The sequence below is a fragment of the Sphingopyxis sp. NJF-3 genome (assembly GCF_053514865.1).
On sequence record NZ_CM130726.1, the window covers coordinates 2,051,070 to 2,076,787 of the forward strand.

At 67.8% G+C, this 25,718-nt stretch carries 26 protein-coding genes and 1 tRNA gene; 7 read left to right on the forward strand and 20 right to left on the reverse strand.

The window, feature by feature from the left end; genetic code table 11:
* The first annotated feature begins 46 nt into the window (after positions 1–46).
* The 3 genes from ACOTSS_RS10135 to ACOTSS_RS10145 all read left to right on the forward strand — a co-directional run bounded on the left by ACOTSS_RS10135 (position 47) and on the right by ACOTSS_RS10145 (position 2,125).
* Positions 47–133: transfer RNA gene (locus ACOTSS_RS10135), tRNA-Leu, on the forward strand.
* Positions 134–165: 32 nt separating this feature from the next.
* Positions 166–1,659, forward strand: a complete 1,494-nt coding sequence (locus ACOTSS_RS10140) for an ABC transporter substrate-binding protein (RefSeq protein WP_448688050.1) — start codon at positions 166–168, stop codon at positions 1,657–1,659.
* A gap of 43 nt (positions 1,660–1,702) precedes the next feature.
* Complete coding sequence (locus tag ACOTSS_RS10145; RefSeq protein WP_448688051.1) at positions 1,703–2,125, forward strand: DUF4112 domain-containing protein; 423 nt, start codon at positions 1,703–1,705, stop codon at positions 2,123–2,125.
* Positions 2,126–2,451: 326 nt separating this feature from the next.
* On the opposite strand, the gene ACOTSS_RS10150 is transcribed toward ACOTSS_RS10145, so the two are convergent.
* Complete coding sequence (locus ACOTSS_RS10150; protein WP_448688052.1) at positions 2,452–3,813, reverse strand: ATP-binding protein; 1,362 nt, start codon at positions 3,811–3,813, stop codon at positions 2,452–2,454.
* The gene (locus ACOTSS_RS10155; RefSeq protein ID WP_448688053.1) at positions 3,810–4,487 is read right to left on the reverse strand and encodes a response regulator transcription factor; all 678 of its coding nucleotides are present in this window, start codon (positions 4,485–4,487) and stop codon (positions 3,810–3,812) included. Before ACOTSS_RS10155 ends, ACOTSS_RS10150 begins: the two co-directional genes overlap by 4 nt.
* A gap of 99 nt (positions 4,488–4,586) precedes the next feature.
* Between ACOTSS_RS10155 and ACOTSS_RS10160 the strand changes: the two genes are divergently transcribed.
* The 3 genes from ACOTSS_RS10160 to ACOTSS_RS10170 are packed head-to-tail and all read left to right on the forward strand — an operon-like array spanning position 4,587 to position 7,302.
* Complete coding sequence (locus ACOTSS_RS10160; RefSeq protein WP_448688054.1) at positions 4,587–5,345, forward strand: HAD family hydrolase; 759 nt, start codon at positions 4,587–4,589, stop codon at positions 5,343–5,345.
* A 5-nt stretch (positions 5,346–5,350) separates the two neighbouring features.
* Positions 5,351–6,505, forward strand: a complete 1,155-nt coding sequence (locus ACOTSS_RS10165) for a hypothetical protein (RefSeq protein ID WP_448688055.1) — start codon at positions 5,351–5,353, stop codon at positions 6,503–6,505.
* Positions 6,502–7,302, forward strand: coding sequence for an FkbM family methyltransferase (locus ACOTSS_RS10170; protein WP_448688056.1), 801 nt, complete (start codon positions 6,502–6,504; stop codon positions 7,300–7,302). The genes ACOTSS_RS10165 and ACOTSS_RS10170 overlap by 4 nt, the downstream gene beginning before the upstream one ends.
* 33 nt (positions 7,303–7,335) lie before the next feature.
* On the opposite strand, the gene ACOTSS_RS10175 is transcribed toward ACOTSS_RS10170, so the two are convergent.
* From ACOTSS_RS10175 to ACOTSS_RS10260, 18 genes are all read right to left on the reverse strand, one after another.
* Positions 7,336–7,992, reverse strand: coding sequence for a DUF6766 family protein (locus ACOTSS_RS10175; RefSeq protein ID WP_448688057.1), 657 nt, complete (start codon positions 7,990–7,992; stop codon positions 7,336–7,338).
* Between the two features lie 13 nt (positions 7,993–8,005).
* Complete coding sequence (locus ACOTSS_RS10180; RefSeq protein ID WP_448688058.1) at positions 8,006–8,284, reverse strand: hypothetical protein; 279 nt, start codon at positions 8,282–8,284, stop codon at positions 8,006–8,008.
* Between the two features lie 410 nt (positions 8,285–8,694).
* Positions 8,695–9,366 (reverse strand): hypothetical protein, encoded by a 672-nt coding sequence (locus tag ACOTSS_RS10185; protein WP_448688059.1) that lies wholly within the window; start codon positions 9,364–9,366, stop codon positions 8,695–8,697.
* Positions 9,367–9,498: 132 nt separating this feature from the next.
* On the reverse strand, positions 9,499–10,125 hold the full coding sequence (locus ACOTSS_RS10190) for a hemerythrin domain-containing protein (RefSeq protein ID WP_448688060.1): 627 nt from the start codon (positions 10,123–10,125) through the stop codon (positions 9,499–9,501).
* A 256-nt stretch (positions 10,126–10,381) separates the two neighbouring features.
* Positions 10,382–11,680: an oxygen-independent coproporphyrinogen III oxidase gene (gene hemN / locus ACOTSS_RS10195; protein WP_448688061.1), complete on the reverse strand. Its 1,299-nt coding sequence runs from the start codon at positions 11,678–11,680 to the stop codon at positions 10,382–10,384.
* Between the two features lie 234 nt (positions 11,681–11,914).
* Positions 11,915–12,139: a hypothetical protein gene (locus ACOTSS_RS10200; protein ID WP_448688062.1), complete on the reverse strand. Its 225-nt coding sequence runs from the start codon at positions 12,137–12,139 to the stop codon at positions 11,915–11,917.
* Positions 12,136–12,291 (reverse strand): cbb3-type cytochrome oxidase assembly protein CcoS, encoded by a 156-nt coding sequence (ccoS, locus tag ACOTSS_RS10205; protein ID WP_095386789.1) that lies wholly within the window; start codon positions 12,289–12,291, stop codon positions 12,136–12,138. Before ccoS ends, ACOTSS_RS10200 begins: the two co-directional genes overlap by 4 nt.
* Positions 12,288–14,408, reverse strand: coding sequence for a copper-translocating P-type ATPase (locus ACOTSS_RS10210; protein WP_448688063.1), 2,121 nt, complete (start codon positions 14,406–14,408; stop codon positions 12,288–12,290). The genes ccoS and ACOTSS_RS10210 overlap by 4 nt, the downstream gene beginning before the upstream one ends.
* Complete coding sequence (locus ACOTSS_RS10215) at positions 14,405–14,875, reverse strand: FixH family protein (protein WP_448688064.1); 471 nt, start codon at positions 14,873–14,875, stop codon at positions 14,405–14,407. Before ACOTSS_RS10215 ends, ACOTSS_RS10210 begins: the two co-directional genes overlap by 4 nt.
* Positions 14,872–16,329: a cytochrome c oxidase accessory protein CcoG gene (ccoG, locus tag ACOTSS_RS10220; RefSeq protein WP_448688065.1), complete on the reverse strand. Its 1,458-nt coding sequence runs from the start codon at positions 16,327–16,329 to the stop codon at positions 14,872–14,874. The genes ACOTSS_RS10215 and ccoG overlap by 4 nt, the downstream gene beginning before the upstream one ends.
* Positions 16,316–17,245 carry a cytochrome-c oxidase, cbb3-type subunit III gene (gene ccoP, locus ACOTSS_RS10225; protein WP_448688066.1) on the reverse strand — a complete coding sequence of 310 codons (930 nt, stop codon included), beginning with the start codon at positions 17,243–17,245 and terminating at the stop codon, positions 16,316–16,318. The genes ccoG and ccoP overlap by 14 nt, the downstream gene beginning before the upstream one ends.
* A complete protein-coding gene (locus ACOTSS_RS10230) occupies positions 17,232–17,396 on the reverse strand; it encodes a cbb3-type cytochrome c oxidase subunit 3 (protein ID WP_095386793.1) in 165 nt (54 codons plus the stop codon). The genes ccoP and ACOTSS_RS10230 overlap by 14 nt, the downstream gene beginning before the upstream one ends.
* Positions 17,393–18,169 (reverse strand): cytochrome-c oxidase, cbb3-type subunit II, encoded by a 777-nt coding sequence (gene ccoO, locus ACOTSS_RS10235; protein WP_448688067.1) that lies wholly within the window; start codon positions 18,167–18,169, stop codon positions 17,393–17,395. The genes ACOTSS_RS10230 and ccoO overlap by 4 nt, the downstream gene beginning before the upstream one ends.
* 14 nt (positions 18,170–18,183) lie before the next feature.
* Positions 18,184–19,842, reverse strand: a complete 1,659-nt coding sequence (gene ccoN, locus ACOTSS_RS10240; RefSeq protein ID WP_448688068.1) for a cytochrome-c oxidase, cbb3-type subunit I — start codon at positions 19,840–19,842, stop codon at positions 18,184–18,186.
* 160 nt (positions 19,843–20,002) lie between these two features.
* Positions 20,003–20,692 (reverse strand): Crp/Fnr family transcriptional regulator, encoded by a 690-nt coding sequence (locus ACOTSS_RS10245; protein ID WP_448691328.1) that lies wholly within the window; start codon positions 20,690–20,692, stop codon positions 20,003–20,005.
* Between the two features lie 62 nt (positions 20,693–20,754).
* Positions 20,755–21,966, reverse strand: a complete 1,212-nt coding sequence (locus tag ACOTSS_RS10250) for an NnrS family protein (protein WP_448688069.1) — start codon at positions 21,964–21,966, stop codon at positions 20,755–20,757.
* Positions 21,963–24,215 (reverse strand): nitric-oxide reductase large subunit, encoded by a 2,253-nt coding sequence (locus ACOTSS_RS10255; RefSeq protein WP_448688070.1) that lies wholly within the window; start codon positions 24,213–24,215, stop codon positions 21,963–21,965. The genes ACOTSS_RS10250 and ACOTSS_RS10255 overlap by 4 nt, the downstream gene beginning before the upstream one ends.
* Before the next feature lie 30 nt (positions 24,216–24,245).
* Positions 24,246–24,578 carry a cupin domain-containing protein gene (locus ACOTSS_RS10260; protein ID WP_448688071.1) on the reverse strand — a complete coding sequence of 111 codons (333 nt, stop codon included), beginning with the start codon at positions 24,576–24,578 and terminating at the stop codon, positions 24,246–24,248.
* 260 nt (positions 24,579–24,838) lie between these two features.
* On the opposite strand from ACOTSS_RS10260, the gene ACOTSS_RS10265 reads away from it, so the two are divergent.
* A complete protein-coding gene (locus ACOTSS_RS10265) occupies positions 24,839–25,582 on the forward strand; it encodes a Crp/Fnr family transcriptional regulator (protein WP_448688072.1) in 744 nt (247 codons plus the stop codon).
* The last annotated feature ends 136 nt before the right edge of the window (positions 25,583–25,718 follow it).

Below are 25,718 nucleotides of genomic sequence, written 5' to 3' on the forward strand. Positions count from 1 at the left end.
ATCGCTTGACCTCCCCCGGCCCTTCGGCTTGACCGGCAGCCGGTGCGCGGACGTGGCGGAACCGGTAGACGCAGCAGACTTAAAATCTGCTATCCATCTGGGTGTGCGGGTTCGAGTCCCGCCGTCCGCACCAGTGGCAGGAGTGGGCGCAGGAGTGGCAGACGCATGAAAGCCGGCGGCATAGGGACGCGAACCGTCGCGACCGCGCTGATCCTGCTGAGCCTCGGCAGCTGCGGCCTGTTCGGCGAGCGCGGGCCGGTGCGCGTCGCCGCGATCGGATCGTTGAACCCCGCGGCGAACCCGGCGAACGGCGAATTGTCGGCGCCCAATGCCGCGCTGCTCGAGGCGACGTCGCAGGGACTCGTCAGCTACGATGGCGAAGGCCAGATCGACGTCGGCCTCGCCGAACGCTGGACGGTCACCGCCGACGGCCGCAGCTATATCTTCCGCGTCCGCGAGGCCAAATGGTCGAACGGCGAAAAGGTGACCGCCGAGGATGTCGCGGCGATCCTGCGCGGCTATCTCGGGCCGCGCAGCAAGCATGTGCTGCGCGACGATTTTCCGGAGATCGAGACGATCAAGGCGATGACCGACAGCGTGATCGAAATCCGCCTGTCGGTGCCGCAGCCCGACATCCTGGAGCTGCTCGCGCTGCCGTCGATGGCGATCGTCAATCGCGGCATGGGCTGGGGGCCGATGCGGCCGAAGAAACAGGGCCGCGCGATGCTGCTGACCCCCGTGGCCGACCCGCTCGCCGAGGATCCCGAAGAGGCCGAGGCGGCGGCTGCCGATCCGGCGGCGTCGATCGAACTGGTGGGAGTTAGTGCGCCGCGAGCGCTCGCGCGCTTCAAGAACGGCTATGCCGACGGGGTGCTCGGCGGCCGTTTTTCGTCGCTGCCCTATTTCGTCGCCTCGAACATCGGCCGCTCGCGCCTGATCGTCGATCCGGTGCCGGGGCTTTTCGGCCTCGCCTTCGTGCGCGCCGAGGGATTTCTCGCCACCGACGCCAATCGCGAGGCGCTGGCGCGCGCGATCCGGCGCGACCGGCTGATCGACGCCTTCGGGCTCGCCGAATGGCAGCCGCAGGTGACGCTGCGTCCCGCGCTCTACTCGCGCGACGGCGGCCCGGCGCCGCTCATTCCCGCCTGGGCCGACTATGACGATGCGTCGCGCCTCGCGCAGGCGAAACGGGTGGTCGACGCCTGGAAGGCCGCGGGGCGCACGCTGGAGCCGCTGCGCATCGCGGTTCCCGATTCGCCCGGCGGCCGCATCCTCTATGCCTATGTCGCGGCCGATTTCGCGCGCATCGGGGTGCCGAGCCGGCGCGTCGGGATGGGACGCGAGGCCGACCTCAAGCTGATCGACGCGGTGATGCCCAACGACGACGCCGTCTGGGGACTGCGCCGCCTGTCGTGCCAGCGCGACACGCTGTGCAACGCCGAGGCGCGGCGCAAGATCGACGAAGCGGTCGCGGCGACCGACCCCGCCGAGCGCGCGCGCCTGATCGGCGAGGCCGAGGCTATTCTCGCGCGCTACACCCCCTTCATCCCGCTGGCGACCCCACTGCGCTGGTCGGTCGCCTCGCAGCGGCTCACCGGGCTGCGCGCGAACGGCCGCGCGCGTCACCCATTGAATCACCTGATCGCCGCTCCCAACTAAGCCTTTGCGCGCCGCTTTGGCGCGCTTTTGGAAAAGGACGCCAATGGCCCCCTCCACCCCCGACACCGATGCGATCTTCGACGCGCTGATCCAGAATCGCCGCGACCCGACCGCGCTGCGCAAGCGGGTCGAAACGCTCGAGATCCTGCTCGAACGCAGCTTCACCATTCCGGGCATCAACCGCCCGGTCGGCCTCGATGCGATCGTCGGCCTCGTTCCCGTGGTCGGCGACGTGATCACCGCGGTCATGGGCGCCTATCTGATCTGGGAAGCGCGCAACCTCGGCATGCCCCAGTGGAAAATCTGGCGGATGATGGGGAACCTCGGCGTCGACACCGCGCTCGGCGCGATCCCGCTCGTCGGCGACGCCTTCGACCTTTTCTTCCGCTCGAACAGCCGGAATCTGAAGATCATCAAGCGCCACCTCGACAAGCATCATCCCGGCACGATGATCATCGACCAATAGGGCGCCAACCAACCTTCCCCCTTGATGGGGGAAGGATACGCAGCCTTGGCCGCGCAGCGGCGTAGGCGGAGTTGGATGGGGGTGATGGTGCGACCCTGCGCAACGCCAAAACCGCACCTGCGACGAGATCGTGATCGAGTTAGACTGAAACACCGCCTTCCTTTATCTCGTCATCCCGGCGAAGGCCGGGATCTCACCGTCTCGAGCTGACGCACTGGCGAGATCCCGGCCTTCGCCGGGATGACGATTCAGTCCAAAACGATCATGCTTTAGGCGACAATGTCCCAAGTCTCGCTGCCTCCCCCATCAAGGGGGAGGGGCGTATCCTAAAATACCAGCGTCACCATCGCCCCCGGCCCGGCGTCGCCGATGTCCATCCGCCCCTTGTGGAGCGCGACGATCGCGCTGACGAGCGCGAGGCCCAGCCCGGTGCCCGGCTCTCCCGCCGTCGCCGGCACGCGAAAGAAGCGTTCGGTCACGCGGTCGCGATATTCGGGGGCGATGCCCGGCCCCCGATCGGCAATCGCGATCCGCACCCCCTCACCCTCCCGCCGCGCCGCGACGCGCACCGCGCCGGCCTCGCCGCCATATTTGATCGCATTGTCGAGCAGGTTCGACACCGCCTGGAAGATCAGGTTGCGGTCGCCCTCGATGACGAGCCCCGGCGCGATGTCGCTCTCGATCCGCTGCCCGCGCGCCTCGGCCTCGGGCATGTGAAACTCGACCGCATCGGCGAGGAGCAGCGTCAGGTCGACAGGCTTCATCCCCGCGAGATGCCGGCCGCTTTCGATCCGCGCGATGCGCAGCAGCGCGTCGAAGATCGACTGCAGCCGCTCGGCCTCGGCGAGCGCCTGTTCGGTCAGGCGCTCGCGCTCCGCCGCATTCTCCGCTCCGCGAAGCTCGTCGAGGTCGGCGTGCAGCCGCGCCAGCGGCGTGCGCAATTCGTGCGCGACATTGTCCGAGACGCGCCGCACCGATTCGACCGATTCCTCGATCCGGCCGAGCATCATGTTGAGCGTCGCCGCGAGTTCGTCGAAATCGTCGCCGGTGCCGCGCAGCGGGATGCGCTCGGTCAGGCTGCCCGCCATCACGCGCCGCGCGGTGCGCGTCACCGCGTCGATCCGCTGCCCGACCGCCGAACTCATCGCGATGCTGCCGCCGATCGCGAGGCAGGCCGCGACGACGATCAGCCACGCCGACCCGATGGTGAACAGCTCGTCGCGGTCGTCGATGCTCTCGACGTCGCGCCCGACGATCAGCCGCGCGCCGTCGTCGAGCCGGTTCTCGACGACCAGCGCCTCGTAATCATGTTCCTGCCCCGCCTGATAGATATCGGCCTCGAGCAGCGTCCAGCCGGAAACCGGATCGTCGGGCCAGCTCGGCAGGTTTGCGATGACCGGCTCGCCGTCGGCCGCGATCAGCGCGTGAAACGGCTTTTTCGGCCCCGTCGCCTGCCGCGTCACCAGCGCGCGGATCAGCGCGTCGCGCCCGCCCGCGCGGTCGATCGCGGCGAGGTCGCCCATTTCGCTGCGCACCGCCGCCGCTTCCTGCTGCAACGGGCGATAGACCGCCATCCAATATGCGGCGCCGAACATCAGCGCGGTCGAGGTCAGGAACAGCGCGACATAGATGACGCCGAGCCGCAGCGTCAGGCTGCGCCACAGCCGCCCCCGCGCGGGCGCGCTCATCCGCCCGCCCGCATGATATAGCCGGTCCCGCGCACCGTATGGATCAGCGGCGTCTCGAAGCCGCGGTCGACCTTTTGCCGCAAGCGGCTGACATGCTGGTCGATGATGTTGGTCTGGGGGTCGAAATGATAGTCCCACACATGTTCGAGCAGCATCGAGCGCGTTACCACCCGCCCCTCGTTCTGCGCCAGATAGGCGAGGATGCGGAACTCGCGCGCGGTCAGGTCGACGGGCCGGCCGCCGCGGCGCACCGCCTGGCCGAGCAGGTCGATCTCGAGGTCGCCGACGTTCAGCTTCGTCTCGGCGACGATCGCCGGCCCGCGGCGGCTCAGCACGTCGATGCGCGCGAGCAGTTCGGACATGGCGAAGGGCTTGGTCAGATAATCGTCGCCGCCCGCGCGCAGTCCGGCGACGCGCTCGTCGACCTCGGCGAGCGCGCTCAGGAACAGCACCGGCGTCGTGTCGCCGGTCGCGCGGATCGTCTGGACGATGGTCAGCCCATCGACATTGGGCAGCATCCGGTCGACGACGATCAGGTCGTAGGTCTCCGCCGCCGCGCGGAGCAGCCCGGCGCGCCCGTCGCCTTCCAGGTCGACCAGATGCCCGGCCGCCTTCAGCCCCTTGCCGATATGCTCCGCGACGCGCGCATCGTCCTCGATCACCAGGATGTGCATGGTCCCCTCGATAATCGCAGATCGCGCGCGCGGCCATCCATTCGGCCAACATGACGAAAAACAAATGAAGACGCCATCGCCGCGTCAGTTCGCCCTGTCATGGTCACGGCCTGGAAGGAGCAGGCGATGGCGCAGCCGCAACGAAAGGTCGAACCCGCCGCACGGGCGGTCCCACCCCCGGTCGCCCTGTCGGTCTTCGACCTCGACCGCACGCTGACGATCCTGCCGACCTACAGCCGGTTCCTGCTGTTCGCGGCGCGGCACCGCGCGCCATGGCGCCTGCTCCTCCTCCCGATCCTGCTGCCCATCGCGCTTCTCTATGCGCTGAAGCTCGTTCCGCGCCGGACGATGAAGCAGGCGATGCACCGGCTGGCGCTCGGCCGCGCGCTGCCGCAGCGCGACGCGGCGCGCCTTGCCGACCGCTTCGCGCGCCATCTCGTCGCCCGAGGCCTCTATGCCGAGGGTATCGCGCTGATCGAGCGCGAGCGCGCCGCGGGGCGCCGCATCGTCATCGCCAGCGCCGCCCCGCATCTCTACACCGCCGCGCTCGCGCGCCGGCTCGGCATCGCCGACGTGATCGCCAGCGCCTCGACATGGCGCGACGGCTGCCTGACCCCCGCGATCGGCGGCGCGAACTGCTACGGCGCCGACAAGAAGGGACGGATCGAGGCCTTTCTCGCCCAGGCGGGCATCGCACGCGACGCCGCGCATATCCGTTTCTATTCGGACCATGTCTCCGACCTTCCGGTCTTCGAGCTCGCCGACGAGGCGATCGCGGTGAACCCGTCGCGCGCGCTGCGCGCCGTCGCGGCCGAACGGCGCTGGCCGATCCTCGACTGGAGCGCCGCCGCGCGCTGACGCCCATGCACATCGGCTTCCTCTTCAACCACAGCGGCGGGCACCAGGTCGCGCATGCCCTTCCCGTCGCGCTCGCGCTGCTCCGCCGCGGCGCGGGCGCGCGCGTCAGCATTCTCGTCTCCGAAGGCAGCGAGGGCGAAGTGCGCCGCCTCGCCGCGGCGAGCGGCGGGCCGGTGCCCGAGATCGTCCGCCTCCGCCCGCCCTCGGCTCTGGCGCGCGCCGCGAACCGGGCGACCGGCCGCGCGATCCCGGCCGACATCGTTTCGACCCTCCACCGCAACCTCGACCGCTTCCGCGCGCTCGACGCGCTCGTCGTGCCCGAAAAAACCTCGCTGCTCCTGAAATCGCTGTTCGGACTGAAATCGCTCAAGCTCGTCCACACGCGCCACGGCGCGGGCGACCGCGCGATCGGCTTCGACAAGGCGAGCGGCCAATTCGACCTCGTCCTTTTGTCGGGCGAAAAGATCCGCGACCGGCTCGCGCAGGCCGAGCTGCTCAAGGAGGACGGGCACGCGATCGTCGGCTATCCGAAATTCGACCTGCCCCCGCGCGCCGGCGGCCCGCGCCTGTTTCCCAAGGACCGGCCGACCGTCCTCTACAACCCGCACCCCTCGCCCGCCCTCTCCTCCTGGTATGCGATGGGGCCGCAGATCCTCGACTGGTTCGCGGCGCAGGACCGCTACAACCTCATCTTCGCGCCGCATGTCATGCTGTTCAAAAAGCGCGTGACCGCCTCGCTCTCCCCCTTCGCGCTCGGCTGGAACTACGGCCCGCGTCCCGACCATTATGAGCACGACCATATGCTGATCGACACCGGCAGCGCCGCGAGCCTCGACATGAGCTATACCGACGCCGCCGACATCTATCTCGGCGACGCGAGCAGCCAGGTCTACGAGTTCATCCGGAGCCCGCGTCCCTGCCTCTTCCTCAATCCGCGCCGCCTGCGCTGGCAGGGCGACCCCGACTTCGCCCACTGGCGCGCCGGCACCGTCGTCGAGACGCTGGACGAGTTGGACGCGGCACTCGCCGAGGTCCCGCGCCTGACGCCCGCGATGCACGACCGGCAGGAGCAGATGTTCCGCTACAGCTTCGACCTCGGCGAGCGCCCCTCGTCCGAACGCGCGGCCGAGGCGATCCTGTCCTTCATGGCGAGAGCATGACCATGGCCCCGACCCTCCACCAACCCTCGCCGCTCGCCGCCTTCCTCGACTATGGGGTGCGCAAGACGCTGCACAAGGCATGGGTACGCACCCGCGCCGCGCTTCCCCGCGCGCGCGCCGACGGCGTCGTGACGTCGCGCTATGGCGTCAAGATGCGCGCCAACTGGGGCGACCGCACCTTCCAATATTGCCAGGCCGCGACCTATGGCCGCGATCTCTCAGACTATCTCGCGGCGCAGGACCGGCGCTTCGCCTTCGTCGACATCGGCGCCAACCAGGGACTCTACAGCCTGCTTGCGGCGCAGAACCCGCATTGCGCCGCCGCCTTCGCCTTCGAGCCCGTCGCGGCGACCTTCGCGCTGCTCGTCGACAATATCGCGCTCAACGGGCTGACCGGATGCATCAAGCCCGTCCACGCCGCGGTCTCGCTCCACTCGGGGATGGCCTCGATCGCGACCGACAGCGCGCACAGCGGCACCGCGAGCCTGCGCGACGCGGCGCCGGAAAGCAGCGATGCGGGCGAGGAGATCAGTATTCTCGGCATTGCGGGAGTCGACGCGCTGCTGGAGGGGGATGAACCGCTGATCGTCAAGATCGACGTCGAAGGCCATGAAGAGATCGTCGTCGAGGCGCTCGCGGCCTCGCGGCACCGGAGCCGCATCGCGGCGATCTTCTACGAGGTCGACACCCGCTGGACCGACGCCGCCGCGATCGAGGCGCGGCTGCGCGCCGCGGGCTTCACCCGCTTCGACCGCTTCGGATTCGGCCGCCATTACGACATGCTCGCGCGCCGCTGATAACGCCCGCCCGTCCGGATCGCGCCGCCGCCGTCATTCGCCGGTCTGGGCGTGGGGCGCCGCGACCGGTTTCGATTCGGGCGACTCGCGCTGGCGCAGGAAGATCGACAGCACGACGAGCACCGCGGTCGAGAGAAACTCGCTCTGCCAGTTCTGGAAGGATTCGAACCAGAACTGAGGGTCGCCGAGATAGGCGATCAGCGTCGGCGCCGCTTCGCCATGGTTGAGCGCCTCCTCGGCGGCCGCCCTGGCGCTCTGCGTCCAGTGCAGCACGAACGACAGCAGGAACAGCAGCGCGAGGACGATCCCCAGCGACCGTGCATAAAGCGCGCGCGCCAGCCGGCCGGCGCGAAGGGCGGCAGGCGCCCCCGGCTTCTGCGCCTGCGCCGCGAGGTTCCGGTCGCGCGGCGGCGTGTCGGGGTCCTTCGATTCCGACGAACCGCGCTGGATGAGAATCGCGGTCAGCACGACATAGGCCGACATCTGGAGAAACTCGCTCTCCCAATTCTCGAACACGCTGGAAAGGAACCTCGGGCTGGCCGTATAGGCCGTAAGCGACAGCGCGGATCGGCCGTGCCGTGCTGCGTCTTCGATCGCGACGTGCCAGCCGGCGATCCACTGGCCGATGATGGTGCCCGCGAACAGCAGCATCAGGACGATCGTCAGGCTATTGTCGCGGATCAGGCGCATGAATCGCTCCGTTTCAGTTTTCCGAAATGGTTTCATCCTCGATCGCGGCGTGGATCATCCGGTCCCAGACATCGGCGTCGCCGACCGTGAGCATCCGCCCGCTCGGCTCGCGCAGCGTCTTGAGGATGGCGAGCGCGGCGTCGCTATACTCGGGCCACAGCGCATCGACGCTCGCGCCCGCGGACGCGAGATCGCCTTCGGCGTTGCGGCTGAGCGCGTGGCCCGCGAGCGTGCGCGCGATCCGCTCGACCGGCGCGGTTGCGGCGCGATCGAAATCACTGTCGTCGGTCATATCGGCCTCCATCATCCCGCCCCGAACAGGAACTCGCCGAGCGCCCGTCGGGTTGCACCCGGCGGATCGGGCACCCTCAGCCTTCCGGACCGAAGCGAAGCCCGCAAAGCAAAAGGGCCGCCCTCGCGGGCGGCCCTTCCATTGTCTTGGCCGATGCGGAAAGATCAGGCGAACCGGACCCCGCGGACGGAGGCCATGCTCATCAAATCGGCCGCACGCGGCATTGGACAATGAGACATTGGACCACCTCCTTTCGCTTGTTGACGATAATCGTAATATGGGCGCATTCGCCCCCGCGTTCAAGGGATTGCGCGCACCGGTCGATCACAGTCCGGCGACAAGCCGCCTGGCGTGGCCGCCGCAACGGCCCTCCCGCTGCATAGGAGATGCTCCAGGCCGATTGCCGCGCGTCAGAGAGCGCCTTCCCCCAACATGTAGTCCGCCACACTATAGGAGTGGCTGGCCTGATAGGCGTTCCGTCCGCGGTTCATGTGGGTCAGGTTGAATCGCCGAATGGCGCGCAACGCGCGCGGGACCGCCAGGAACTCGCAAATGGAAGCCGAGCCTCGCATCTTGATGACAAAGATGTCCGCTCCGTTTGGAAAGGAATAGCTCAAACCCTCGGGCATGGGCGCACTCTGTTCAAGAAACGCCCGGTCGACCGCCTCCGGCATCGGTGATCCATCGGTCGTGAAATCCGAAAGGTGAACAATGAACCGCGCACGCAGATCGTCGCCTTCCGCGTAGAGGGTGAACAGTTCCATCCAGCTCGCGTTGACGCGAATCAACGGCTTGTCAGAGGTCGATGGCAGGCAGGAAACCGACCAGTAGGCGCGTTCCGTCGCGCGGGGTATGGGGATGCAGGTACGGCCATATAGTTCGAGAATCTCGAACAGCTCGGGTGCTTGCGGCCGGCGAAGCAGTTTCTGGAAGCGGAGCGCATATTTCATCCGCTGCTCGATCGAATCCTGCCGCTCCGCCGCGTCGGCCAATTCCGCCTTTCCCGCCAGCCACTCGCCCTGCTGCTCGGGATCCAGGAATTGACGCAGTCCCTTCGCGCGCTGGCTAGACGTCCTGTTCATGCCCCGAGAATGCGGGACACGCGCGCGATCATCAAGAGCGTTGGCATGCGGCGGATATGGCCAAGCGTGGCGCTGCGCCGCTCTGGGTTCTCGCCTGCGCGGGGGCACGCCATATTTCATCCAAAGCAGGCTCTAATCCTTCAACCTGATCTTCTTCTGGATCTTCGCCGCCGCCTTTTCGGCTTTCTTGCGGCGGTTGAAGACTTTTCGCATATAGCGCACGTCGCTCGCGCCCAGATTTTTCTCGGCGGCAACGAACTGCTCCTGCTCCTCTTCGCGGATGTGATGGAGATATTCCTCCTTCGCCGACGCGAACCGCCTGAGCCAGCCCGGCGACGCCATGTCGCGCGCTGCGAGGTCGGCGAACATTTCGTCGATCTCCTTATGCTCGGCGATGGCATGGCGCGCGAATTCGGTCGTGGCAGGATTGCGCAGGACCGTCGACCACAATGCCTGCTCTTCCGCCGCGGCATGCGCCTGTACCTCGAGCGCCAGTTCGCGGAACAAGGCTTGGCGTTCGGGCGATTTGCCTTCGATATCCTCGATCATCGCGAATAGCGCACGATGGCGGTCGTGGTCCTCGACCAGCCGGCCGAAGACGTCGGGGTCGCCCCGGAATTTGGTACGCGGGGTGCTGCCGATCCGCGCCGCGACATCGGGTTCGACCGCCTTGGCCTTGGCGATGGCGCCACTCTTGGCCTGCCGCGCCTTGTTCGATTCTTCGACCGGCTTGGCGCTGGTCTTCGTCTTGATAGCCATCATCTCGTCCCTTCGTGCCGGGCCGCGGGGGTATGGGAAAACCCGGTCATCTGCCTTTCATCCCGTCGCGAGGCGGCACCATTCAAATCCCTTGCAGCGCAATAGGTTGCAGGCCACCTCCCTGAGCGGCGATCCCTTGCACGCAAGGGGTGATGGAAGATGGGATGCCGCCGCTCGTGAGTGATCGGCACAGGCCGGAAAGCCGCGCTGCCGATGCCGAGATCAATTTGAGCGGATCTTCAGCCGAAAGCCGCGGTCAGCCGATATCTCCCCGGATGCGATCGAACCGCGCAGCGACGTGGCGCGCATAGGGCAGGCCGCAATCGCGGATCACGAGCGCGCCGCTATCCCACTCGATGATGCCGCGCCGCTCGAAATCCGAGAGGGCGCCCCGGGCGGGCGCCAGCGCCTCGGCACCCAGATGCGCGCGCCCGCGGCACAAGAGGTCGCGAATATGCCGCGCGCGGCGCTGGTCTTCCGCGCCGACGCGAATGCCTTTCACCGCCGCGAGCCGATCCGCGCCAACGAGGTCGCGATAGGGGCCCGAGCGTTTTTCGTTCTGGACGATCAGGTCGGGAAATCTGCTGATGGCGCTGGCCCCGAAGCCGAGCAGCACGGGGGCGTCATCCTCGGTAAAGCCCTGGAAATTGCGGTTCACCCGTCCCTCGCGCGCCGCGATGGCGAGCGAATCGTCCGGACGCGCGAAATGGTCGAAGCCGACGGGGATATAGCCCGCCGCGGTCAGGCGCCGATAGCCGAGCCGGGCCTGCTCGAAGCGCAGCCGCTGGTCGGGCAGCCGGCTCGCGTCGATCCGCCGCTGGCGCGCGATCATCTGCGGCAGATGGGCGTAGCCGAAAAAGGCGATGCGGCTGGGCGCGAGGCGGATCGCCTCGTCGATCGTCGCCTCGACATCGGCCAGTTCCTGTGCCGGCAATCCGTACATCAGGTCGAAGTTGATCGCGTCGATGCCGCGCAGGCGCAGCGCCGCCACGACGCGTTCGATGTGCGACAACGGCTGGATACGCCCGATCGCCTGCTGGACGTGCGGCGCGAAGGTCTGGACGCCCAGGCTGACCCGCGTGACCTGCGCCGCCGCGAGCACCAGTGCCCATTCGGACGAGAAACCGCGCGGGTCGAGCTCGATCGAAACGTCGGGCCGATGTGCGTCGAAGACGGTGAGCAGCAGGTCGAGCAGCCGCACCAGCTCGACCGGCGCGATCGCATTCGGGCTGCCGCCGCCGAAGGCGATGCGGCGAATGCGCCCGCGTCCGCCGAGCCGCTTCGCGACGAGCGCGATCTCCGCTCTGAGCGCCGTCAGATAATCGTCGAGCCGCTGCTTGCGCCCCGCGGCGCCGGTGTTGCAGCCGCAGTACCAGCAGATGCTTTCGCAAAAGGGGATGTGGACATAGAGCGAGATCGGCGTCGCGGGCTCGACCGCATCCAGCGCGCACGCATAATCGTCAGCGCCGACATCTTCGGCGAATTCCATCGCCGTCGGATAGCTGGTGTAGCGCGGCACCGGCTTTGCGAGCAGATCGGGGTGATAGGACCACATGCCCGCACCCTATGTCCGATCGGGCGCCACGACATTGACCGGGATCAATCCTTGTTCGTCAACAAAGCCGCTCCCTGGACGTTCGACCCAAAGCCTCATGCAATAGCTTTGCACCGTTCGCCCTGAGCTTGTCGAAGGGCCGTTCTTTCTTTCAGCGCCGCAAAAAGAAGAACGGTGCTTCGACAAGCTCAGCACGAACGGAAGAGAGGATGTCTCGATTTAACCCACGTCGCATTAGCAGCAGCTCTTAGGCCCAACCCGTTTGCCGCGCCGATCACCGATCGCGTGGCAGGCCTTGGCACAGTCGGGACGCTGTTCGGGGTCGGCGGGATCGCCGGGAACGATTATCCGGTGCCATGCGCCACCGCACGCCGGGATCATCAGCACGCGCGCGTCGGCCACAGGCGGCTGCATCAGTGCTGCCGCGCCCAGCATCAGGACGACATGGCGCGCGGTCATCGCGCGTCCTCTTCCTCATCCTCGACGAAGATGCGCAGGGCCGCTCCGTCGAGATCGTCGAACTGCCCGCCGCGCAGCGACCAGAAGAAGGCGGCAAGGCCGATAAGGCCAAGTCCGAGCGCGACCGGGATCAGGACGAGCAGGCCGTTCACCGCGCCGCGCCCTTCAACCGCAGCGCGTTGCCGACGACGATCAGCGACGATCCCGACATGGCGATGGCGGCGACCAGCGGCGTCACATATCCCATGAAGGCGAGCGGCACCGCGATGATGTTATAGCCGATCGCGAGCGCGAAATTCTGCCGCACGATCGCCTGCGTCCGCCGCGCGACGCGGATCGCCTGCACCACCGGCATCAGCCGGTCGCCGAGGAAGATGCAGTCGGCGGCATTCTTGCCCGCGTCGCTCGCCGAACCCGGCGCGATCGAAGCGTGACCGGCGGCGAGCGCGGGGCCGTCGTTGAGCCCGTCGCCGATCATCAGCACCTTGTGCCCCGCCGCCGTCTGGCGCGCGATGGCGGCAAGCTTGTCCTGCGGGCTCATGCCGGTCTGGGCGGTCAGGCCGAGCGAGCGCGCCACCGGCGCGACGGCCGCGGCGCGGTCGCCCGACAAGACGCTCGGCGCGACGCCCGCCTGGCGCAGCGCGGCGATCGTGTCGGTGGCATCGGGGCGCAGCGCATCGGCGAAGCGGACGGTCATCGCCGGCGCGCCATCGATCGCGAGCTGGGTCGCGAGCGCGCTGTCGGCTGTGGGCTGGGCCGGGCGGCCCAGCGTCACCCGGCGGCCTTCCCATTCGGCCTCGACGCCGAAGCCGGGGGTTTCGCGGATCGCCTCCACCGCGAGCGGCGCCACCCCCGCCGCGGTCAGGTCGCGGGTCAGCGCCTCGCTGAGCGGATGGCGACTGGGGCGCGCAAGCGCGAGCAGCAGCGGGCGGACGGTCGCGTCCGCCTCGTCCAGATTGGTCGCGACCGGGCGGCCCAGCGTCAGCGTTCCCGTCTTGTCGATCATCGCGCGGTCGACCTCGGCCAGCCGTTCGAGCGCCGACCCGTCCTTCACCAGCACCCCGACCCGCATCAGCGCGCCCGCCGCGACGATCTGCGCCGCGGGCACCGCGAGGCCGAGCGCGCAAGGGCAGGTGATGATCAGCACCGCGACCGCGATCAACAGGCTGTGGTGCCAACCCGCGCCCGCGATCATCCAGCCGGCGAAGGCGAGCAGAGCAAGCGTGTGAACCGCGGGCGCATAATAGCGCGCCGCGCGGTCGGCGATGCGGACGTAGCGCGACTTGCCCTGCGCCGCCTCGCCCATCAGCCGCGCGATGTCGGCGATCGCGGTGTCGGCGCCCGCCGCGGTTACCCGGACGCGGATCGGCGCCTCGATATTCAGCGTCCCGGCGTGGACCGGATCGCCGAGACGCGCCTCCCGCGGCGCGCTCTCGCCAGTCAGCAGCGACAGGTCGATCCGGCTGGCGCCGCCCGCGACGACACCGTCCGCCGCGAGCCGCTCGCCCGCAGCGACCAGCATGACCATGCCCGGTTCAAGCGCGGTGGCGTCGACCCAGCGGTTCGTCTCGTCGGCGCCGACGACCATCGCCCCGGTGCCCATGTTGCGCAGCAGCGCGGTCACCCCGCCGCGCGCGCGGTCGCGCATCACGCTGTCGAGCCAGCGGCCGCACAGCAGGAAGAAGAGCAGCATCACGACGCCGTCGAAATAGGCGTGGGGACCGTGCGTCGCGGTTTCGTAAAGGCTGAGCGCGGTCGCGATCAGCACCCCGATGCTGATCGGCACGTCCATATTGGTCCGGCCGTGGCGCACCGCGCGCCACGCCGAGCGGAAGAAGCTGCGCCCGGCATAGGCGACGGTCGGGAGCGCGATCGCCGCCGACAGCCAGTGGAAGAGGTCGCGCGTCGCGCCGCTCGCGCCCGACCACACCGACACCGACAGCAGCATGATATTCATCATCGCGAAGCCCGCGACCGCGACCGCGCGCAGCAGCGCCCGGCTGTCGGACGCACCGCCGTCGACTTCCGCCGGGCCATCGCCGATCGGATGCGCCTCGAATCCCAGCAGCGAAAAGGCGCCGATCAATTCAGGCGTTTCCGCATCGGGGGTGCACGAGATATGCACGCGCTTTTCGGTGAAATTGACCCGCGCCGCCGCAATCCGCCGGTCGCGCACCAGCCCCTGCTCCAGCTTGGCGATGCAGCCCGCGCAGCGGATGTCGGGCACCGCGAAATCGCGCTCGACGAGCAGGACAGCGGCTTCGGTCATTGCAGATCGACCCGGTAGCGCGCCTCGTCGGCGCCGCGATGCACCGACAGGTCGAGCTGCCAGCGCCCGGCGGGCAGCGCATCGAGCGAGCGAAGCGAGCCGTCGGCGGCGGGCGCGAAGCGCATCGCGCGGGCGGGCGTCTGGCCGAGCGGGTGGCGGAGCGTCGCGACGATGCGCAGGCCCTTCATCGGCGCGCCGTCCTTACGGACGGTCAGCCGGACGTGGCGGTCCCTATCGACCGTGACGCTGTTGTCCCAGCCGAGCCGGTCCTGCGCATCGGCGCGCGCGAGCCATTCGTTGTAATGCTGGCTCGCGACATAGCTGTTGTCGACGACGGTGCCGCCGAAGGTCGACAGCGCAAAGCTCGCCATCACCATGTTGACGCCGATGACGACGCCGAAGAAGGCGACGAGGATCATCGCCGCATGGCGTCCGGTGAAGGGCCCCCGCTCGCGCTTTTCGGTCATGGCTCGGTTCCCGGCCGGTCGAACTGGATGATCTCGCGGTCGCCGCGCGGATCGTCGTCGAGCGCGCGCACCGCGATGGTGAAATCCTGCCGCGCCGGCCCGTCGCCGGGGGCGACGACGAACAGCCGCGCGCTCGTCACGCTGTCGGGCGCCAGCGGCATGTGCAGGCTCTGCCGCGCCGTTTCGCGCGATCCGCCGTCGATCCACAATCGCGCCTCGGGCAGGCCGCTGACGCTGATTTCGACCCGGCGCGGGCGAAGCTCCATATTGCGCAGCTTCAGCGTGTAATTGTTGCGGATCGCGCCGTCGGACAGCTGGACGTAGAGCGGGCTGCGCTCGTGCTGGACGGCAAGGTCGAGCCGGGTGCGCTGGCCGAGGGTGAAGAGCATCGCCAGCCCGATCGCGCCCCACAGGCCGAAATAGACGAGAGTGCGCGGGCGGAACAGCGTCTTGCGGATCGGCGGCGCGACCCCGCCCGCCTTTTCGGTCGCGGCATCGTCGAGCGTGCAATAGTCGATCAGTCCGCGTGGGCGGCCGACCTGCGCCATCACGCTGTCGCAGGCGTCGATGCACAGCGCGCAGGTGATGCAGCCGATCTGCGGTCCCTCGCGGATGTCGATGCCGGTCGGGCAGACCGCGACGCACTGGTTGCAATCGACGCAGTCGCCGAAGGCGCCGGGGTTCTTCTCGGCCTTCTTGACGCTGCCGCGCGGCTCGCCGCGCCAGTCCTTGTAGGTCACGAGCAGCGACTTCTCGTCCATCATCGCGGTCTGGATGCGCGGCCAGGGGCACATATAGATGCACACCTGCTCGCGCAGGAAGCCGCCGAGGACGAAGGTGGTCGCGGTCAGCACCGCCACGGTGACATAGGCGACCGGCGCCGCCTGTCCGATCCAGAAATCGTGCGTCAGCGTCGGCGCGTCGGCGAAATACATGATCCACGCGCCGCCGGTCCAGAAAGCGACGGTCAGGTAGATCGCATATTTGACCGTCCGCCTGGCGATCTTTTCCGCCGTCCACGGCCCGTTCGCGAGGCGAATCTGCGCGTTGCGGTCGCCGTCGATCAGCCGGTCGACATGCTGGAACAGGTCGGTCCACACCGTCTGCGGGCAGGCATAGCCGCACCAGGCGCGCCCGACCGCGCTGGTGACGAGGAACAGCCCGATCCCCGCCATGATGAGCAGGCCCGCGACATAATAGAATTCATGCGGCCAGATCTCGATCTGGAACATGTAGAAGCGCCGGTTCGCGAGGTCGACGAGCACCGCCTGGTCGGGCGCGTGTGGCCCGCGATCCCAGCGAATCCATGGCGTTCCGTAATAGATCGCCAGCGTGACCGCCATGATCGCCCATTTGAAGCGCCGGAACGGGCCGTCCACCTTCTTGGGGTAGACGCCTTTCCGCGCCGCATAGAGCGACCCATGCTCGCCGGTCAGGTCGTCAGGGCTGACCATCGGCTCCCTGTCCTTCCGCGGCGGGCGCCGGAATCGGCGCCTTTTCGCCGCCGCCGAGCGAATAGACATAGGCGGCGAGCATCTTGATCGTCACCGGGTCGAGCCGGCTGTTCCAGCGTGGCATCACGCCGTTGCGCGGCTGGGTCACCGTCGCGGCGATGCTGGCACGGTCGCCGCCATAGAGCCAGATGGCGTCGGTCAGCTTCGGCGCGCCGACCTCGCGCCCGCCCTCGCCGGCGGGACCATGACAGACGGCGCAGTTCGCCTCGAACAGCGTGGCACCGCGCGCCGACGAGGCGCTCGGCTTTTCCTGGTGGCTGATGACGCGGACATGGCTGACGACGTCGGCGATCTGCCCCGCGTCGAGGATGCCGTCGCGCCCGAAGGCGGGCATCAGGCTGGTGCGCGTCGCCTTGTGATCGGGATTTCGGATGCCGTGCGTGATCGTATAGTCGATCGTCGCCAGGTCGCCACCCCACAGCCAGTCGTCGTCGGTCAGGCTTGGATAGAGTGTCTTCACCCCCGCGCCGCCCGCGCCGTGGCACTGGACGCAATGGACGCGGAAGGCCGCGGCCCCGCCCTGCACCGCCGCCTGCATCAGTTCGGGCTTCGCGGGCAGGTCGGTGATCGCGGTCGCGGCGATCGCGTTCACCACCGGCGCGCGCCGATGGGCGTCGGCCCGCATCTCCGCCTCGAGCTGGCCGCGGCTGCTCCAGCCGAGCACGCCCTCGGTCGCGCCGTGGATCATCGGCCAGGCGGGATAGAGGATGACATAGGCGATTCCCCAGACGATCGTCGCATAGAGCGACCACAGCCACCAGCGCGGCATCGGCGTGTCGAGTTCCTCGATGCCGTCCCATTCGTGACCGGACGTGGCCGTTCCGGTCACTTCGTCGATGCGCTTATGATCGGCCATTGTCGTCTTCCTTGAAGATCATGTTTGCGGCTTCGTCATGGTGACGGCGGGCGCCTTTGCGGAACGGCCAGGCAATGAAGAGGAGGAACATCGCCACCATGACGATCAGGCCCCAGCTATCGGCGAAGTGCCGCACCTCGTCATAGCTCATCGCGCTGCTCCCGCAGCGGCGGCGGGCGCATGCGCCTGCTCCTGCGGCGCCGCCTTCTCGACATCGACCAGCGTGCCGAGCATCTGGAGATAGGCGATCAGCGCGTCCATCTCGGTCACGCGGGCGGGATCGCCGTCGAAATCGCGCACCTGCGCCTTGGGATAGCGCTTGACGAGATCACCCGCGCCCGCATTCGGGTCGGCCTGCGCACGGATATCGTCGTTCGCCTTGGCGATGTCGGCCTTCGTATAGGGGACGCCGACGCGATAGAGCGCGGTCAGGTCGCGCGCCATGTCGCCGGCGTTCAGATCGCGATCGGCGAGGAAGGCATAGCCGGGCATGATCGATTCGGGCACGACGCTGCGCGGGTCGATCAGATGCGCCTTGTGCCATTCGTCCGAATAGCGGCCGCCGACGCGCGCAAGGTCGGGTCCGGTGCGCTTCGACCCCCATTGGAACGGGTGGTCGTACATGCTTTCCGCCGCAAGGCTGTAGTGCCCATAGCGTTCGACCTCGTCGCGGAACGGGCGGATCATCTGGCTGTGGCAGGTATAGCAGCCCTCGCGGATATAGATGTTCCTCCCCGCGAGTTCGAGCGGCGTATAGGGCCGCATCCCGTCGACCTTCTCGATCGTGTTGTCGATCCAGAACAAGGGCGCGATCTCGACGATGCCGCCGATCGCGACGGCGATCAGCGAGAAGAAGCCGAGCAGGCTGACGTTGCGTTCGAGCTTCTTGTGGCTGAAGCGCTTTTCGGCAGGTTGGGAAGCCATGTGCCTGAAGCTCCTTATTCGGCGGGAACGGGCGCCAGCGGGCGGTCCGCGGCGGCGTTGTAGGGGGTCTCGGTCATCGGCTTTTCCTCGCGGATCTTGCCCGCGAGCGTCGCCCAGACGTTGAAGACGAGCAGCAGGAAGCCGGCGAGATACATCGCCCCGCCCGCGGCGCGGATCAGATACATCGGGTGCATGGCGGCGACGGTCTCGGCAAAGCTGTAGACGAGGTAGCCGTCGGCGCCATATTCGCGCCACATCAGCCCCTGCATGATCCCCGCGACCCACATCGAGGCGGCGTAGAAGACGATCCCCAGCGTCGCGAGCCAGAAGTGCCAGTTGACCATGCGCAGCGAATAGAGCCGCGGCCGTCCCCACAGGCGCGGGACGAGATAATAGACCGCGGCGAAGGTGATCATGCCGTTCCAGCCGAGGGCCCCGGCGTGGACGTGCGCGATCGTCCATTCGGTATAGTGGCTGAGGCTGTTGAACGCCTTCACCGACAGCATCGGCCCCTCGAAGGTCGCCATGCCGTAGAAGGCGAGCGCGACGACCATCATGCGGATGATCGGGTCGGTACGGATCTTGTCCCACGCGCCGTTCAGCGTCATCAGCCCGTTGATCATGCCGCCCCAGCTCGGCATCCACAGGATGACCGAAAACACCATGCCCAGCGTCTGCGCCCAGTCGGGCAGCGCGGTGTAATGCAGGTGGTGCGGCCCCGCCCAGATATAGAGGAAGATCAGCGACCAGAAATGGAGGATCGACAGGCGATAGCTGTAGATCGGCCGTTCCGCCTGCTTGGGCACGAAATAATACATCATCGCGAGGAAGGGCACGGTCAGGAAGAAGGCGACCGCATTGTGCCCGTACCACCATTGCGTCAGCGCATCCTGCACCCCGGCGAAGGCCGAATAGCTCTTCGACCCGAAGATCGTCGCGGGGACCGACAGATTGTTGACGATGTGGAGCATCGCGATGGTGACGATGAAGCTGAGGTAGAACCAGTTGGCGACATAGATGTGCGGCTCGCGGCGCTTGACGATCGTGCCGACGAAGACGACGAAATAGACGACCCAGACAATCGTCAACCACAGGTCGACATACCATTCGGGCTCGGCATATTCGCGCGCCTCGGTGACCCCCATCAGATAGCCGGTGGCGGCGAGCACGAGGAAGAGCTGATAGCCCCAGAAGACGAAGCGGGCGGCACCCGGAAAGGCGAGCCGCGCGCGGCAGGTGCGCTGGACGACATAGAAGCTGGTCGCGATCAGCGCATTGCCGCCGAAGGCGAAGACCACCGCCGACGTGTGCAGCGGGCGCAGCCGCCCGAAGCTCGTATACTCGATGCCGAGGTTGAGCGCCGGAAAGGCCAGCTGCAACGCGATATAGAGCCCGACCGCGAGCCCCGCGACGCCCCAGAAGATGGTGGCGATGACGCCCCAGCGCACCGGGTCGTCGTCATAAACGCCCTGGTCGGGCGGCATCTTCAGGAGGCCGCGCGCCATGGCCCCGTAATCGGCGCGCGAGACGCGGCTCCACAGCATGATCAGGCAAGTGGCCGCAACGATGACCATATGCACGGCAAAGGGCGTGTCGACCGCCAGCGCCGCAAAGACCAGCGCCAGCAAGGCGAGCCCCAGCCAGCCGCCCGCCTTGAAAACCAGATCGTCCATCATCGCGAATCCCCGTTCGGCGCGGCTCCATCGGCCGCGCCCATCAAAGCCCATGGCCGCACCCGCGGCCCGGAACATTGACCTGGATCAACGAAAAATGCTGCAGCGCATCAATAGGACGATTTGTCCCAGTCGGGGCATAGGCGCGGCCCGCAGGCGGTCAGCCGGCAATCGCTTCCATCGCCGCGCGGTCGTTGATCACGATCTCGCGGCGCGAGGGCAGATCGAGCAGCCCCTCGGCGCGCATCCGGGTGAGCTGTCGGCTCGTCGTCTCGATCGTCAGCCCCAATATGTCGGCGATCTGCTGGCGGCCGAAGGGTAGCTCGAACCCGCTCTGCGCACCCGAGTTGCATCCCTGCACCGACAGGCGCTCGGACATTTCGAGCAGGAAGGACGCGACTTTCTCCTCCGCCGACTTGCGGCCGAGCAGCATCATCCAGTGCCGCGCCCGGTCGAGCTCGTCGAGCGTGCGGCGCAGCAGCTTGTGCTGCAGGTCGGGATGCGCGCTCGCGAAATCATCGAAGCTCCTGCGATTGAAGATGCAGACCTCCGCATCGGTCATCGCGGTGACGCTGTACGGACTTTCCTTGCCGAACGGCCGGCCGATGAAATCGGACGGAAAGACGACGCCGACGATCTGCTCGCGCCCGTCGGCGGCCGCGACGACCAGTTTCAGCACGCCTTCGAGAACATTGGCGACGACCGGCGCGTCGTCGCCTTCCCACAGCAGGGTCTGCCCCGCCTTGACGCGATGATTCCGTCCGAGTTTGCCGAGCAGCGCCAGTTCTTCGGCATCGAGGCTTGCGCAGATCGCCCGATTGCGGACGACGCAGGAGGCACAATCAGTCACCCCTCCGCCATAGTCGACTGCGGACCCGGTGGGAAGGGACGATGGGTCGAAGAAGGCTTCGGTCATGCGGCATCCGCGCCGGGAACCGGCCGCACCGCCATCGGGACATAGATGAGCAGGAACAGCAGGAAAGCCGCCGCCCACAGCCCGCCCGCGACCGCGATGACCGCCATATAGTCGAACGGCAGCAGTGGCGCGATCACGCGCAGCAGCGCCCCCGAGTGAACGAGGATATAGATGAGGACGGTCGCGCGGTCGGCCTCGAGCGGCCGCCCGGTGTGGCCGCGCGTCGCGCGCGTCATCACCGCCAGCGTCATCGCCCCCATCGCCCCGGCACCGAGCGCATGCACCGCGCTCGACACCGGCAGCAGCGGATGCAGCGTCGCGCAGCCGAGCAGGATCAGCCCCGCCGGCAGCCAGGCATAAGAGAGGTGGAGCACGAAGACGAGCGGATCGCCGAGCGCCTTCAGACCCGCCCAGCGCGCGAGGCGAACGAACTGGAGCACGCCCGCGGCGATCAGCAGCCCGGCCGCGACGGGGCTGGCGGGGCCCGCGACCCACGCCGCTAACGCGAGCGCAGTAACGCTGATCACCGCCATGTCGAACCGGTTCGGCAAGGTCGGCAGCCCCTCGCTTGTCCCCTGCCGCATCAGCCAGTTGCGCGTGAAGGCGGGGGTGATGCGACCGCCGATCAGCGAGATCAGCAGCAGGATCAGCGCAAAGCCCATATGCACCCCGAGCGCCGGATCGGCGAGCGCCCCCATCATCGCGGCATGATCGAGCGCGCAGGCGGTCGCGAACAGGAAGAGGATGATCAGGATCGGCTTGTTGCGGTTGCCCGAGGCGAAAATCTCGCGCACCGCATAGGCGAGCAGGATCAAAAGATAGACGACATCGAGCGCCGCGCCGACTAGCGGCGGCACCGTCGCCGAGAAGAGGATCGCCAGCCGCGCCGCCAGCCACAGGCTGCCGACCGCCGCGACCCGCCAGCCCGTCACCGTCGGCCGCCCGGTCCAATTGGGCATCGCGGCGCTGACGAAACCGCCGATGATCGCGCCGAGATAGCCGAACAGCATTTCGTGCTGGTGCCAGGCGAGCGGGTCCATCGCGATCGGCAGCGTCCAGCGTCCGCCGAGCGCGCCGATCCACAGGGTCACGACGATCGCCGCCCACAGCGCGCCGCACCCGAAGAGCAGGCGATAGCCACCGCGCAGCCATAGCGGCGACCGCGCATCGGCGCCCGGCGCGCCGGCGGCCATCATCGCCATGCTCATGCCCGCGCGCCCTTCCGCCACAGGCCGAGGATCACGACCTGCCACGCGACCGCGATCGCGCCGACGATGAACACCACGTCGCCGAAGGTGCGGACCCAGCGCAGCGTTTCGAGGAAGCCCTGCTGCAGGAATTCGTCGCTGCGCGCATACCACATGCCGGTGGTCACGCTCGCCTCGAACTGGAACAGGCCGACCGGCAGCAGGCTGGTGAAGATCATCAGCACGAGCCCCGCGTTGAGCCCCCAGAAGCCGACGCGCATCAGCCGCTCGTTGAACGCGATCTCCGGCCGGATGTAGCGCAGCACCAGCAGCGTGAAGCCGAGGGCAAGGAAGCCATAGACCCCGAACAGCGCCGCATGGGCGTGGACCGCGGTGGTGTTGAGCCCCTGGAGGTAGAAGAGCGCGACCGGCGTGTTGATCATGAAGCCGAATACCCCGGCGCCGAGCATGTTCCAGAAGGCGACCGCGACGAAGCACATCAAGGGCCAGCGCAGCGCGCGCATCCACGGCGCGCGGTCGCGCAGGCTCCAATGCTCCCACGCCTCGTAACCAAGCACGATCAGCGGCACGACCTCGAGCGCGCTGAACGCCGCGCCGACCGCCATCACCGGGGTGGTCGTCCCCGAGAAATAGAGGTGGTGGAAGGTGCCCGGCACGCCGCCGACCATGAACAGCGAGGCGGAGGCGAGGCTGGCCGCGGTCGCGATCCGCTTCGACACCAGCCCCATCGACGCGAAGATGAAGGCGATGGCGGCGGTCGCGAACACCTCGAAAATGCCCTCGACCCAAAGGTGGACGACCCACCAGCGCCAATATTCCATGATCGTGATGTGGGTGCGCTCGCCATAGAAGAGGCCCGAGCCGTAGAAGAGCCCGATCGCGACGGTCGAGACGGTGAGCAGCAGCAAGAGGCTCCGGTCGCCCTCCTTCTCGCGCCGCAACGCCGGCATCATGCAGCGCAGCATCAGCACGAGCCAAAAGAGCAGCCCCGCGAACAGCGCAAGCTGCCAGACGCGGCCGAGGTCGAGGAACTCATAACCCTGATGCCCGAGCCAGAAGCCGAGCCCGTCGGGCATCGCCTGCGCGATCGAGAGGTAATTGCCCGCGAACGACCCGACGACCACCAGGATCAGCGCCCAGAACAACAGGTCGACCCCCAGCTTCTGATGCTTCGGGTCGCCGCCGTGGATCACCGGCGCCAGGAACAGCCCCGCGGCGAGGAAGGCGGTGGCGATCCACAGCACCGCGCTCTGCACATGCCAGGTGCGGGTCAGTGCGTAGGGGAACCACTGCGACACGTCGATGCCGTAGAAGCTCTGCCCCTCGATCGTGTAGTGCGCGGTGAAGCCGCCGATGAACACCTGAAAGATGAACAGCGCGAGCACCACGAACAGATATTTGCCGAGCGCCCGCTGCGACGGGGTCAACGCCGCGAGCGTAAGCGGGTCCCTGTCGGCGGCGACGAGCGGTGTGTCGTCGTGGCGACGCAGAAAGGCCCAGCCCCAGATCAGCGAGCCCACGCCTGCGATCAGGATGACGACGCAGGCGAGCGACCAGAGGATGTTCTCGGGCGTCGGCTGGTTGCCGATCAGCGGCTCGGGCGGCCAGTTGTTGGTGTAGGTCGCAACCGTCCCCGGCCGCTCGGTCGACGCCGCCCATGCGGTCCAGAAGAAGAAGTCGGTCAGCGCCGCGCGCTTCGCGGCGTCGGGCAGCGTCCCCTCCTTCATCGCATAATTGTCGCGCATTTCGCGCAGCGCCGGGTCGGTGCCGTAAAGCCCCTCATAATGGGCCGCAACGATCGCGATCGCGCGGGCGCGGCGATCGGACACGGTGACGGCGCCCGTCGCCGGATCGAGGCTGTTGTGCCGATATTCCTGCTTGAGCCGATGGGTCAGCGCGGCCTTCTGCTCGACGGCGAGGGTATCGAACGGCTTGCCATAGCTTTCCGCGGCCGCGAGGCTCAGCCAGGCGGTCAGCTCGCGGTGCAGCCAGTCGGCCGACCAGTCGGGCGCCTGATAGGCGCCGTGCCCCCAGATCGAACCGAGCTGCATCCCGCCGGTGCTCTGCCACGCCGCCTGCCCGGCCATGATGTCGCCCCTGGTCATCAGCACCTCGCCCGAGGCCGTGACCACCTGCGCCGGGATCGGCGGCGCCTTGCGATAGACCTCGACCCCCGAGATGCCGAGGATCGCGAAGGTCACCGTCAGGACCGCGATCAACGTCCACCAGAGCTTGCGATATTCGCCCATCAGAACCCCCTGTCGTCTCGAAAAATCCCGTCAGCCCGCCGCGCTCCCGTCGAACAGGATCGTCAGCAGCAATGACGTGTCCGCAATCGCCTTGACCGCGTGCGGCGTTCCCGGATCCAGGAACAGCCAGTCGCCGGTCTGCAGTTCGGCCGGCAGATCGCTCTCGATCCGAACGTGCCCCGCGATGCAATAGAGCGTCATCGAACCGGCGACGCTGTGCGGCGCGATCGACTGGCCGGCGCGCACCACCAGATGGATCGCCTCGAAGGACGGCGTGCGGGCCAGCGCCGCCGTTGCGGTCGCCCGAACGTCGAGTGCGCCAAGACGCGCCACTTCGCCGGGGCGGCAATGATGCAGCGCCATGCTCAACGCTTCCGAAGCCGGGCGCGGCGGACGAGCGCGCGAATCCATCGACCGGGGGTCTTCGCAACACCGTCACCACGGACATGTCGGGCGCGCCGCATATCGAGCGGCCCCGATCCGATCACTTCGCCGCATTCCGGGCAGAACATCGTCCATCCTCCATGAGCCAGCCTGATCTCAGGATAGCAGAGTCGGCGCCGATGAATTTGCGCTGGATCAAACTTCTCCCCTTCCGACCCCGCCGTGCCTAGAAGGTCATCATGGCCACCTCGATTCCCGTCGATACCAAGGCGCTCGCCAGCATCGCCCTGCTCGCTACGCTTCCGCCTGCCGTGGTGGTGGAGGCGGCCGATCTGGCCCGCGCGCGGCTGCTTCCCCGCGGCCAGCGGATTTTCGACCAGGGCGAACCCGCCGGCCGCGCTCACGCCCTGCTGTCGGGCTGCGTGCGCATCACGCAGGCGGGCAGCGACGGCGAGGAAATCCTCGTCCGCTTCATCGGCCCCGGCGAAATCTTCGGCTGCGTGCCCGTCCTGACCGACGGACTCTATCCCGCCGACGCGACGGCGACCGTCGATGCGGTCGAACTGAGCTGGGACCCCGCCGATCTTCTCGCGCTGATGCAGCGCCATTCGCAGATCGCGCTCAATATGGTCGCCATCGTCGGCGGGCGGCTCGGCGAAGTGCAGGAACGGCTGCGCGAACTGGCGACGCAAAGCGCCGAACGCCGCATCGCACGAACGCTGCTGCGGCTGCTCGACCAAGCCGGGTGCCCGACCGAGGACGGCGTCCGGATCGAATTTCCGCTGCGGCGTAAGGATATCGCCGACATCGCGGGCACGACGCTGCACACCGTCAGCCGGATTCTCGTCGGCTGGGAGCGCCGTGGCCTGCTGATCAGCAGGAGCCGGCACCTGATCATATCATCGCCCGACGGCATAAACCGGATCGCCGAGGGTTTCACCGTGGAGCCGTTCATCGCACGCCCGAATCCTCCCCTCGCGTGAGGCTGTGCGGGAATGGAGCGATGTCAAGGCGAGTGGTGACGGCCGGATCGCCCACCCCGCATCGCTTGTCGATGCGGGCCAGCCAGGAAAGCTGGCTCGGTCGCGCCATGCTGAAAAATGGTGGCAGGGCTAGATT

What these genes read in the sequence shown, in the direction of transcription:
- ccoG (WP_448688065.1), bottom strand. Translation starts at nt 16,329, where the DNA reads ATGGTCAGCCCTGACGACCTGACCGGCGAGCATGGGTCGCTCTATGCG.
- ACOTSS_RS10200 (WP_448688062.1), bottom strand. Translation starts at nt 12,139, where the DNA reads ATGACCGCGCGCCATGTCGTCCTGATGCTGGGCGCGGCAGCACTGATG.
- ccoO (WP_448688067.1), bottom strand. Translation starts at nt 18,169, where the DNA reads ATGGCTTCCCAACCTGCCGAAAAGCGCTTCAGCCACAAGAAGCTCGAA.
- ACOTSS_RS10180 (WP_448688058.1), bottom strand. Translation starts at nt 8,284, where the DNA reads ATGACCGACGACAGTGATTTCGATCGCGCCGCAACCGCGCCGGTCGAG.
- ACOTSS_RS10260 (WP_448688071.1), bottom strand. Translation starts at nt 24,578, where the DNA reads ATGGCGCTGCATCATTGCCGCCCCGGCGAAGTGGCGCGTCTTGGCGCA.
- ACOTSS_RS10165 (WP_448688055.1), top strand. Translation starts at nt 5,351, where the DNA reads ATGCACATCGGCTTCCTCTTCAACCACAGCGGCGGGCACCAGGTCGCG.
- hemN (WP_448688061.1), bottom strand. Translation starts at nt 11,680, where the DNA reads ATGTGGTCCTATCACCCCGATCTGCTCGCAAAGCCGGTGCCGCGCTAC.
- ACOTSS_RS10250 (WP_448688069.1), bottom strand. Translation starts at nt 21,966, where the DNA reads ATGAGCATGGCGATGATGGCCGCCGGCGCGCCGGGCGCCGATGCGCGG.
- ccoP (WP_448688066.1), bottom strand. Translation starts at nt 17,245, where the DNA reads ATGGCCGATCATAAGCGCATCGACGAAGTGACCGGAACGGCCACGTCC.
- ACOTSS_RS10140 (WP_448688050.1), top strand. Translation starts at nt 166, where the DNA reads ATGAAAGCCGGCGGCATAGGGACGCGAACCGTCGCGACCGCGCTGATC.
- ACOTSS_RS10255 (WP_448688070.1), bottom strand. Translation starts at nt 24,215, where the DNA reads ATGGGCGAATATCGCAAGCTCTGGTGGACGTTGATCGCGGTCCTGACG.
- ACOTSS_RS10175 (WP_448688057.1), bottom strand. Translation starts at nt 7,992, where the DNA reads ATGCGCCTGATCCGCGACAATAGCCTGACGATCGTCCTGATGCTGCTG.
- ACOTSS_RS10230 (WP_095386793.1), bottom strand. Translation starts at nt 17,396, where the DNA reads ATGAGCTATGACGAGGTGCGGCACTTCGCCGATAGCTGGGGCCTGATC.
- ACOTSS_RS10265 (WP_448688072.1), top strand. Translation starts at nt 24,839, where the DNA reads ATGGCCACCTCGATTCCCGTCGATACCAAGGCGCTCGCCAGCATCGCC.
- ACOTSS_RS10210 (WP_448688063.1), bottom strand. Translation starts at nt 14,408, where the DNA reads ATGACCGAAGCCGCTGTCCTGCTCGTCGAGCGCGATTTCGCGGTGCCC.
- ACOTSS_RS10185 (WP_448688059.1), bottom strand. Translation starts at nt 9,366, where the DNA reads ATGAACAGGACGTCTAGCCAGCGCGCGAAGGGACTGCGTCAATTCCTG.
- ACOTSS_RS10155 (WP_448688053.1), bottom strand. Translation starts at nt 4,487, where the DNA reads ATGCACATCCTGGTGATCGAGGACGATGCGCGCGTCGCGGAGCATATC.
- ACOTSS_RS10170 (WP_448688056.1), top strand. Translation starts at nt 6,502, where the DNA reads ATGACCATGGCCCCGACCCTCCACCAACCCTCGCCGCTCGCCGCCTTC.
- ACOTSS_RS10190 (WP_448688060.1), bottom strand. Translation starts at nt 10,125, where the DNA reads ATGGCTATCAAGACGAAGACCAGCGCCAAGCCGGTCGAAGAATCGAAC.
- ACOTSS_RS10145 (WP_448688051.1), top strand. Translation starts at nt 1,703, where the DNA reads ATGGCCCCCTCCACCCCCGACACCGATGCGATCTTCGACGCGCTGATC.
- ccoN (WP_448688068.1), bottom strand. Translation starts at nt 19,842, where the DNA reads ATGGACGATCTGGTTTTCAAGGCGGGCGGCTGGCTGGGGCTCGCCTTG.
- ACOTSS_RS10215 (WP_448688064.1), bottom strand. Translation starts at nt 14,875, where the DNA reads ATGACCGAAAAGCGCGAGCGGGGGCCCTTCACCGGACGCCATGCGGCG.
- ACOTSS_RS10150 (WP_448688052.1), bottom strand. Translation starts at nt 3,813, where the DNA reads ATGAGCGCGCCCGCGCGGGGGCGGCTGTGGCGCAGCCTGACGCTGCGG.
- ACOTSS_RS10160 (WP_448688054.1), top strand. Translation starts at nt 4,587, where the DNA reads ATGGTCACGGCCTGGAAGGAGCAGGCGATGGCGCAGCCGCAACGAAAG.